Annotated in this window: 9 protein-coding genes; 8 read left to right on the forward strand and 1 reads right to left on the reverse strand. The window is 63.0% G+C overall.

From position 1 onward, the window contains the following. Positions 1-69: 69 nt before the first annotated feature. The 8 genes from AC56K1_RS14820 to AC56K1_RS14855 all read left to right on the forward strand — a co-directional run bounded on the left by AC56K1_RS14820 (position 70) and on the right by AC56K1_RS14855 (position 6,691). On the forward strand, positions 70-1,092 hold the full coding sequence (locus tag AC56K1_RS14820) for a KpsF/GutQ family sugar-phosphate isomerase (RefSeq protein WP_497158566.1): 1,023 nt from the start codon (positions 70-72) through the stop codon (positions 1,090-1,092). After that, positions 1,092-1,622 carry a KdsC family phosphatase gene (locus tag AC56K1_RS14825; RefSeq protein ID WP_497158567.1) on the forward strand — a complete coding sequence of 177 codons (531 nt, stop codon included), beginning with the start codon at positions 1,092-1,094 and terminating at the stop codon, positions 1,620-1,622. The genes AC56K1_RS14820 and AC56K1_RS14825 overlap by 1 nt, the downstream gene beginning before the upstream one ends. 18 nt (positions 1,623-1,640) lie before the next feature. Next, the gene (gene lptC / locus AC56K1_RS14830; RefSeq protein WP_497158568.1) at positions 1,641-2,240 is read left to right on the forward strand and encodes an LPS export ABC transporter periplasmic protein LptC; all 600 of its coding nucleotides are present in this window, start codon (positions 1,641-1,643) and stop codon (positions 2,238-2,240) included. 27 nt (positions 2,241-2,267) lie between these two features. Next, positions 2,268-2,822: a lipopolysaccharide transport periplasmic protein LptA gene (lptA, locus tag AC56K1_RS14835; RefSeq protein WP_497158569.1), complete on the forward strand. Its 555-nt coding sequence runs from the start codon at positions 2,268-2,270 to the stop codon at positions 2,820-2,822. Then, positions 2,819-3,592, forward strand: a complete 774-nt coding sequence (gene lptB, locus AC56K1_RS14840; protein ID WP_497158570.1) for an LPS export ABC transporter ATP-binding protein — start codon at positions 2,819-2,821, stop codon at positions 3,590-3,592. Before lptA ends, lptB begins: the two co-directional genes overlap by 4 nt. Positions 3,593-3,594: 2 nt before the next feature. Continuing rightward, positions 3,595-5,076 carry an RNA polymerase factor sigma-54 gene (locus AC56K1_RS14845; RefSeq protein ID WP_497158571.1) on the forward strand — a complete coding sequence of 494 codons (1,482 nt, stop codon included), beginning with the start codon at positions 3,595-3,597 and terminating at the stop codon, positions 5,074-5,076. Positions 5,077-5,134: 58 nt separating this feature from the next. Next, complete coding sequence (hpf, locus tag AC56K1_RS14850; RefSeq protein ID WP_497158572.1) at positions 5,135-5,488, forward strand: ribosome hibernation-promoting factor, HPF/YfiA family; 354 nt, start codon at positions 5,135-5,137, stop codon at positions 5,486-5,488. A gap of 120 nt (positions 5,489-5,608) precedes the next feature. After that, positions 5,609-6,691, forward strand: coding sequence for an enoyl-CoA hydratase/isomerase family protein (locus AC56K1_RS14855; RefSeq protein ID WP_497158573.1), 1,083 nt, complete (start codon positions 5,609-5,611; stop codon positions 6,689-6,691). Between the two features lie 105 nt (positions 6,692-6,796). On the opposite strand, the gene AC56K1_RS14860 is transcribed toward AC56K1_RS14855, so the two are convergent. Beyond that, the coding region (locus AC56K1_RS14860) for an Ig-like domain-containing protein (protein WP_497158574.1) at positions 6,797-8,465 on the reverse strand (1,669 nt) is incomplete at its 5' end.

Below are 8,465 nucleotides of genomic sequence, written 5' to 3' on the forward strand. Positions count from 1 at the left end.
AGGGGTCATTGTTGTAGTTTGTTACCACTGGCAAGTTTTTTGCTTGGCCAATTCGTTTATACTGCCACGATGAGTGTAACCGATGAAAAAACAATGCTGAAAAGTTTTGATGCGGACCAGGCCCGCCGCGTGCTGGAGCTGGGCCGCGAGACCCTGGCCATCGAGGCCGACGCCATTCGCGCGGTGCATGCGCGCCTGGGCGACGACGACCACTTCGTGCGCGCCGTGCAGCTCTTGTTGGGCTGCACCGGGCGCGTAGTGGTGTCCGGCATGGGCAAGTCGGGCCACATCGGCCGCAAGATTGCCGCCACCCTGGCCTCGACCGGCACCCCGGCCATGTTCGTGCACCCGGGCGAAGCCGCCCACGGCGACCTGGGCATGGTGACGGCGCAGGACGTGTTTATCGCCATCTCCAACTCGGGCGAATCGTCCGAGCTGCTCGAAATTTTGCCGGCTGTCAAAAGAATGGGCAGCAAGGTGATCTCGATGACCGGCAAGCCGCATTCGCGCCTGGCCAAGCTGTCCGAGATCCACCTCGACATCTCGGTGGCCAAGGAAGCCTGCACGCTAAACCTGGCCCCGACCACCAGCACCACCGTGACCCTGGCAATGGGCGACGCGCTGGCCGTGTCGCTGCTGGACATGCGCGGCTTCCGCGAAGAAGACTTCGCGATGTCCCACCCGGGCGGGGCCCTGGGCCGCCGCCTGCTGACCCATGTGCGCGACGTCATGCGCAGCGGCGACGCGATCCCCGCCGTGAGCCCCGACACGCCGCTGGCCAAGGCCCTGCTGGAAGTCTCGCAGAAGGGCATGGGCATGACCGCCGTGATCGACGAAGACCGCCGCCCGGTCGGCGTGTTCACCGACGGCGACTTGCGCCGCCTGATCGAGCGCATGCACGATTTCTCGAACATCCTGATCCGCGACGTGATGCATGCGGGTCCGCGCACCGTGCACCCGGAACAGCTGGCGGTCGACGCGGTCGCCGTGATGGAAGAATTCCGCATCAACCAGATGCTGGTGGTGGATCTTGAGGGCCGCCTGGTCGGCGCGCTCCACATCCACGACCTGACCCGCGCCAAGGTGATCTGATGACCCCACTGGAACACATGCAGCGCGCCGCGCGCGTCAAAGTCATGATCTTCGACGTCGACGGCGTGCTCACCGACGGCAGTCTTACCTACGGCCCGGACGGCGAAGTCACCAAGACCTTCAATGTGCTCGATGGCCTGGGCATCCAGTTGCTGGGCAAGACCGGCGTGCAGACCGCGATCATCAGCGCGCGCCTGTCGCCGATCGTGGTCAAAAGGGCAGCAGACCTGGGCATTCAGCATGTCTACCAGGGCATCCACGACAAGCGCATCGGCTTTGCCAAGCTGCTCGAAGCCACCGGCGTGACTGCGGAAGAATGCGGCTACATCGGCGACGACGTGATCGACCTGCCGCTGCTGACCAAAGTCGGCTTTGCCGTGGCCGTGCCCTCGGGCCACCCGGAAGTGCAGCACCGCGCACATTACGTCACCAGGAACGCTGGCGGCCGCGGCGCCGTGCGCGAAGTCTGCGACCTGGTCATGCGGGCCCAGGGCACCTACGAACAGGCGCTCGCGCCTTACTTTGCCTAAGCCGTCGCACGAGCAGACATGGTCAACTACAAGCGCACCGCCCACCGCTGGAGACTGCTGAGCGTCATGATCATCGGTGTCTTCCTCGCCTTCGGCAGTTTCTGGCTGGTGCAGGTGATGGACAGCGACGATGGCGATGCGCGCCTGGGCGGGCCGATGAACGAGCCCGATTACATCGTCGAGAATTTCTCGTTCGTGCGGATGACCGAAGAGGGCAAGCCGAGCTACGTCGTGTCGGGCAAGCGCCTGGCGCACCAGCCGCAGGGCGACGTCTCCGAAGTAGAGCAGCCGGTGGTGCAGGGCATGACGCCCGGCCGCCCGCGCACCAACGTCGTGGCCAACCGCGGCCGCATCTACCACGAAGAACACCGCGTCGACCTGCTCGGCAAGGTCGACATCCAGCGTCCGGCCACGCCGACCAGCGAAGCGCTGCGCGTGCGCACCGAGGCGCTGACCGTGCTGCCCGACGAAGAGATCATGAAGACCGACAAGCCGATCGAGATGCAGCTCGGCGCCTCCACCATCCGTGGCACCGGCATGGTCGCGAACAACGCGACCCAGAAACTGCACCTGGCCAGCCGCGGCCAGATCGTCTATCCGCCACGCGCGCAACGCTAGCGCGCACGTCATCACAGGACAAGCACCATGAAAAAAATCATTCTTGCCGCCCTTCTTGGCCTGGCCTCCCTCGGCGCCTTTGCCGAGCGCGCCGATTCGCTCAAGCAGGCCGTGATCAACTTCGACACCCTGGACGTCGACGAGGTCACGCAAACCCGCATCCTGACCGGCAACGTCGTGCTCACGCGCGGCACCCTGGTGCTCAAGTCCGACCGCGCCCAGGTCAAGGAAACGCCGGAAGGCTATATGAGCGTGACGCTCACCGCAGCGCCGGGCAAGCTGGCCACCTTCCGCCAGAAGCGCGACGGCGGTCCGGACCTGTGGGTCGAAGGCCAGGCCCAGCGCATCGAATACGACGAGCGCGCCGAGCTGGTCAAGCTGTTCACCGCGGCCGAAGTGCGCGAGCTCGAAAGCGGGCGCATGACCAATGAAATCAAGGGTCCGTTCATTTCCTACGACAACCGCAAGGAAGTCGCCCAGGTGCGCAACGACGCCAGCGGCCAGAGCAAGATCGGCGGCGGGCGCGGCACCCTGATCATCGCCCCGCGCCGCCCTGCAACCGCAGAAGGCGGCAAGCAATGACGGCAGCCTTGGCAACCGTGCGCGAAGGCTGCAGCACCCTGATCGTCAAGGGCCTGCAAAAGAGCTATGGCAAGCGGCTGGTGGTGCGCGACGTCTCGCTGCAGGTGGAATGCGGCGAAGTGGTTGGTTTGCTGGGCCCGAACGGCGCCGGCAAGACCACCTCGTTCTACATGATCGTCGGCCTGGTGCCGTCGGACGCCGGTTCGATCGACATCAACGGCACCGACATCTCGAGCCTGCCGATTCATCGCCGCGCGGTGCTCGGCCTGTCCTACCTGCCGCAGGAAGCCTCGGTGTTCCGCAAGCTCACGGTGGAAGAGAACATCCGCGCCGTGCTCGAACTGCAGCGCACCGACGAAGGCAAGGCCATGTCGAAGGACGAGATCAACGAGCGCCTCGATACCCTGCTGGCCGAACTGCAGATCGAGAAGCTGCGCGAGAACCCGGCGCTGTCGCTGTCGGGCGGCGAGCGCCGCCGCGTGGAGATCGCGCGCGCGCTGGCGACCAACCCGCGCTTCGTGCTGCTCGACGAACCGTTTGCCGGCGTGGACCCGATCGCGGTCATCGAGATCCAGCGCATCGTACGCTTCCTGAAGGAGCGCAACATCGGCGTCCTGATCACGGACCATAACGTGCGCGAGACGCTCGGCATCTGCGATCGCGCCTACATCATCAACCAGGGGGCGGTGCTGGCCTCGGGCCGTCCGGACGACATCATCGCCGACGAGTCGGTGCGCCGCGTCTACCTCGGCGAACACTTCCGCATGTGACCATGAAACAGTCCCTGCAACTCCGCACTTCGCAGCACCTGGCGCTCACGCCGCAGCTGCAGCAGTCGATCCGGCTCCTGCAGTTGTCCACGCTCGAACTGCACCAGGAGCTCGAGCAGATACTGACCGATAACCCGCTGCTCGAACGCCTTGACGATCCGCTCGACCACTCGGTGCGCCTGCTGGCTGACGGCGCCATCAACAGCGCACCCGCCAGCGGCGAAGCCCCGGCCACGCAGCCGGCACAGGAAGCCGGCGAAGGCGAGGGCGCCAAGCCGGAGGGCGAAGGTATCGAGGACGGCAATGATCGCGACCGGGGCGAACCGGATGGCGACTGGGGCGGCGAGGGCGGCGGCGCGCGCAGCGGCGACGACGAAGACGGCCGCCCGCAGCTGGAAGCCTGCAGCGTATCCCTGCGCGAGCACCTGGCCGAACAGGTCCGCACCACCGGCTGCAGCGTGCGCGACCGCGCGCTGGCCGAACTCGTGATCGATGCGCTCGACGACAACGGCTATCTGGAGGAGCCGCTGGACGACATCCACGCGCGCCTGCCCGCCGAACTCGAGATCGAGATGGACGAGCTGCGCTGTGCGCTGGCACTGGTGCAGAGCCTGGACCCGGTCGGCTGCGGTGCACGCAGCGCGGCCGAATGCCTGGCGCTGCAGATCCGCCGCATGCCGGGCGTGCCGATGGTCACGCGGCGCCTTGCGTTGAAGATCGTCGAAGGCTACCTGAGCTGGTTCGCCCAGCGCGAATACGCCAAGCTCAAGAAGGCGTTGGACTGCGACGACGAAGACCTGCGCGAAGTGCAGGCCGTGGTCCGCCAGTGCAATCCACATCCCGGCGCGACCTTTGCGTCTGCTACCTCCGACTACGTGGTGCCGGACGTGATCGTGCGCCGCGCCAAGGGCGGCTGGTCGGTGGTGCTGAACCCGGACGTGATGCCGAAACTGCGCGTGAATTCGCTCTACGCCAACCTGCTCAAGCAGGGGAAAAGCGAAAGCCAGATGGGCGCGCAGCTGCAGGAAGCCAAGTGGCTGATCAAGAATATGCGCCAGCGTTTCGATACGATCTTGCGTGTGGCCGAGGCAATTGTAGAGCGCCAGCGCAACTTTTTCAGCCATGGCGCGGTTGCCATGCGCCCGCTTGTGCTGCGCGAGATTGCTGATACACTAGGCCTACACGAGAGTACGATTTCCCGTGTAACCACGCAGAAATACATGTTGACCCCCCACGGCATGTTTGAACTGAAATATTTCTTCGGAAGCCACGTCGCCACCGAAGCGGGGGGAGAAGCATCTTCCACGGCGATCCGCGCGCTCATTGCGCAATTGACAGGAGCAGAAGACCCAAAGAACCCTCTATCCGACAGCAAGATCGCGGAAATGCTCGGGGAACAAGGTATGGTCATTGCGCGCCGGACGGTTGCCAAATACCGCGAAGCCCTCAAGATCCCTCCCGTCAGCCTCCGCAAGTCTCTGTAACTGCACTGCCCACACCTATCTTGTGGCGCGGGCAGCGCGACATTTTAAAGGAGTGTGTATGAACCTCACAATCAGTGGTCATCATCTTGAAGTGACTCCCGCAATTCGTGAATACGTTCAGAATAAGCTCGAGCGCATTAACCGTCATTTCGATCACGTGATCGACACCCACGTGTTCCTCGCCATCGACAACCTCACCGAAAAAGAAAAACGGCAGAAAGCCGAGATCAACCTGCAAGTATCAGGAAAAATTTTGCATGTGGCCAGTGCCGCGCAAGACCTGTACGCGGCGATCGACATGCTGATGGACAGGCTGGACCGCCAGGTCATCAAGCACAAGTCCATGCTGCAAAATCATAATCACGTGGCGCACAAACGCCTGCCGGATCTCGGCGAAGCCGCCGCTGCGTAAATACGCGCGGCAGCAATGACAGCAAGGGCGTCTGAGGGGACGCCCTTTTTGCATCTACAGTGCTTCGCATGCGCGCGACTGTTCTGTAAAATGCATGTTTTTTCGATCACAGCACATTCCATGACCGACACCGTCCTGACCCGCGTCGCCAACCGCACCGGCGTCATTACGCTCGACCGGCCAAAAGCCCTGAATTCCTTGTCGCTCGATATGGTGCGCGCGCTCACCGCGATCCTGCGCGACTGGCAGAACGATGCCGGCATCGACGCGGTCGTGATCACCAGCTCGAGCGAAAAGGCCTTGTGCGCGGGTGGCGACATCCGTTTCTTCCATGAAATGGGCCATGTCGGGCCGACTGGCGGCAGCGCGCTGCTGGAAGATTTCTTCACCGAAGAATACGCGCTGAACCACCTGATCCATTTCTACCCGAAGCCGTATATCGCGCTGATGGATGGCGTGGTGATGGGTGGCGGCATGGGCATTGCCCAGGGCGGTCCCGGTTGCGGCCTGCGCATCGTCACCGAGCGCAGCAAGGTCGCCATGCCCGAGGTGAATATCGGCCTGTTCCCCGATGTCGGCGGCAGCCATTTCCTGTCGCACGCGCCGGGCCAGTTGGGCCAGTACCTGGGCCTCACCGGTTTGACGATCGGCCCGGCCGACGCGATGTACGTGGGCCTGGCGGACCTGTTCGTGCCGGGCGAGAAGATGGGTGAGTTGATGGCGCTGGTGGAAGCTACGCCGGGTGCTGGTTTGCCTGCAGCGATCCGTGCGTTTGCCGCGCCGTTTGCGCGGGCCGCAGGCAGCAGTGAACTGCAGGCCCGGCGCGCCGTGATCGACGCCCACTTCGGCGCCGCCTCTGTGGCCGCCATCATGGCATCGCTGGCGCGCGACGAGAACCCGTTCGCGCAAAAAGCCCTCAAGGCCATGCGCCAGCGCTCGCCCCTGATGATGTGCGTCACGCGCGAACTCCTGCAGCGCGGCGCCTCGCTGGACGTGGCCGATTGCCTGCGCATGGAACGCTCGCTGGTGCGCCACAACTTCGAACACGGCGAAGTGCTGGAAGGCGTGCGCGCGCTGGTGATCGACAAGGACAACCTGCCGAAGTGGAATCCGGCGACGCTGGAGGAAGTGACGCCAGCGATGGTGGCGAAATTCTTCGAGCCGGTCTGGCCCGATTACGCACACCCCTTGCGTCACCTGTAGCAATACGCACGGTTGATCCGGCTTGCACGTCGATGCCGGCGCGTCAGTACGATGCGGCTTTGGTTGCACAAGGGCCTGCACTGTCAAAGCGCAGGCCCTTGCGCCTTATTCGGGCATGCCGAACATAATGGCACCCGACAGTGCCGAGACGCTCGGAACGCCGACCAGGACAATCGAGGTACCAGGCAGGCTGATGAGTAGATCGTTGCCGGTGTCAGTGACATACTTCGCGATGAACGCATCGACATTCATCGGCGTCGAGAAGAAGTCTGCAAAAAACAGTTTGTCTCCCTCGGCGGCTTTGAAATCCAGAAGGCGGTCATTGCCGTTCTGAGGATCGAATATGAACTTGTCAGCCCCAGCACCACCAGTGAGGATGTCATTGCCCTTGCCGCCCATGATGACATCCCCTTCGGTGCCACCGTCGAGCGTGTCATTGCCGCTGTCACCGTAAAGGTAGTCGATGCCTGCGCCGCCTGTCAGCCTGTCGTCCCCGTTGCCACCGTAGAGTGCATCGGTGCCGCCATAGCCGGAGAGCGTGTCATTGCCGTTGCCACCCTGGAGTACGTCTTCGGCATTGTTGGTCGTATTGCCCGACAGTGTGTCGCTACCGTTTCCGCCATTCAGATTCACGCCTTTGTCACCAGTCGATCCTGTCATGAGCAAGGTGATGGAATTTTTACTCGTCAGGCCACCCGTATCCGTAATTGTGTAAGTGAATACCGCCTTCACCGCCTGGCCAGTGACCATCCAGTCCAGTTCTGTGGAGGGCACGAGTGTGACGCTGCTGCCATCAGCCGAAATCTGCGCCTGCACATTCAGGGAGGAGAGCGCGACCTCCGCACGTGTGACAGGGTTGATTAATTTCGTAACAGCATTGGGATCGCTGTTCGCCCAGCTTAAGGTTGCCACGTTCGAGCTCAAGGAAAGCGTGTGCTTGTCGCCAGCATCCTGGTCGTAGACAGAATCGGCGACCTGGAAGGTAACCGGTGCATTTTCAATCGTGGACAGGCCGACGGGCGAGGCAACCGGCGCTTCGTTGATATTGTCGATGCCAAGGTTGATAGCCTGAGTAGTGTGATTGCCGGCAGTGTCCGTCGCGACTACGGAGAAGCGGTAGGCGTTAAGGCTTTCGTAGTCCGGGTTTTCCTTCAGTGAGACGATACCGGCGGCGCTCACGTCAAATTTGCCGGCATCGGCGCCTTCCAGGCGATAGGTGACCGAATGCTCATCTGTTGCCTGCGCCCGATACACAATCTGATTGGCGCCAATGTTTTCCATAACGCTTGCGGTCGCCCCGGAGACGAAACTCGGGCCTTTACTGTCGAGCGTGAAGCTGAGCGACGCGTTTTTGCTGTTGCCCGCCTTGTCGGTATCGGCCACGCTGACGGTATGGTTGCCGTCGGTGAGCTTGCTGGCGTCGTAGCTGCTGACCACGGCGCCGTCCACCGTGATGACCCGGGTTGCATCGCTGTCGGCTGCGTTGAAAGTCAGGCCGGCATTGTTGGTCAGCTTGTCGCCGGCTTCGCCGCTGTCCGACGTGAGCGCCAGGGTGGGCGCAGTGAGGGTGGTATCGAGCGTGAAGCTGAGCGATGCGTTCTTGCTGTTGCCTGCCTTGTCCGTATCGGTCACGCTGACAGTATGCTTGCCGTCGGTGAGCTTGCTGGCGTCGTAGCTGCTGACCACGGCGCCGTCGACCGTGATGACGCGGGTCGCATCGCTGTCGGCCGTGTTGAAAGTCAGGCCGGCATTGTTGGTCAGGCCGTCACCGGCT

The organism is Telluria sp. ZB4P37 (assembly GCF_059685855.1).

Coding starts and splice junctions, on each gene's coding strand:
- AC56K1_RS14820 (WP_497158566.1), top strand. CDS start 70: ATGAGTGTAACCGATGAAAAAACAATGCTGAAAAGTTTTGATGCGGAC.
- AC56K1_RS14825 (WP_497158567.1), top strand. CDS start 1,092: ATGACCCCACTGGAACACATGCAGCGCGCCGCGCGCGTCAAAGTCATG.
- lptC (WP_497158568.1), top strand. CDS start 1,641: ATGGTCAACTACAAGCGCACCGCCCACCGCTGGAGACTGCTGAGCGTC.
- lptA (WP_497158569.1), top strand. CDS start 2,268: ATGAAAAAAATCATTCTTGCCGCCCTTCTTGGCCTGGCCTCCCTCGGC.
- lptB (WP_497158570.1), top strand. CDS start 2,819: ATGACGGCAGCCTTGGCAACCGTGCGCGAAGGCTGCAGCACCCTGATC.
- AC56K1_RS14845 (WP_497158571.1), top strand. CDS start 3,595: ATGAAACAGTCCCTGCAACTCCGCACTTCGCAGCACCTGGCGCTCACG.
- hpf (WP_497158572.1), top strand. CDS start 5,135: ATGAACCTCACAATCAGTGGTCATCATCTTGAAGTGACTCCCGCAATT.
- AC56K1_RS14855 (WP_497158573.1), top strand. CDS start 5,609: ATGACCGACACCGTCCTGACCCGCGTCGCCAACCGCACCGGCGTCATT.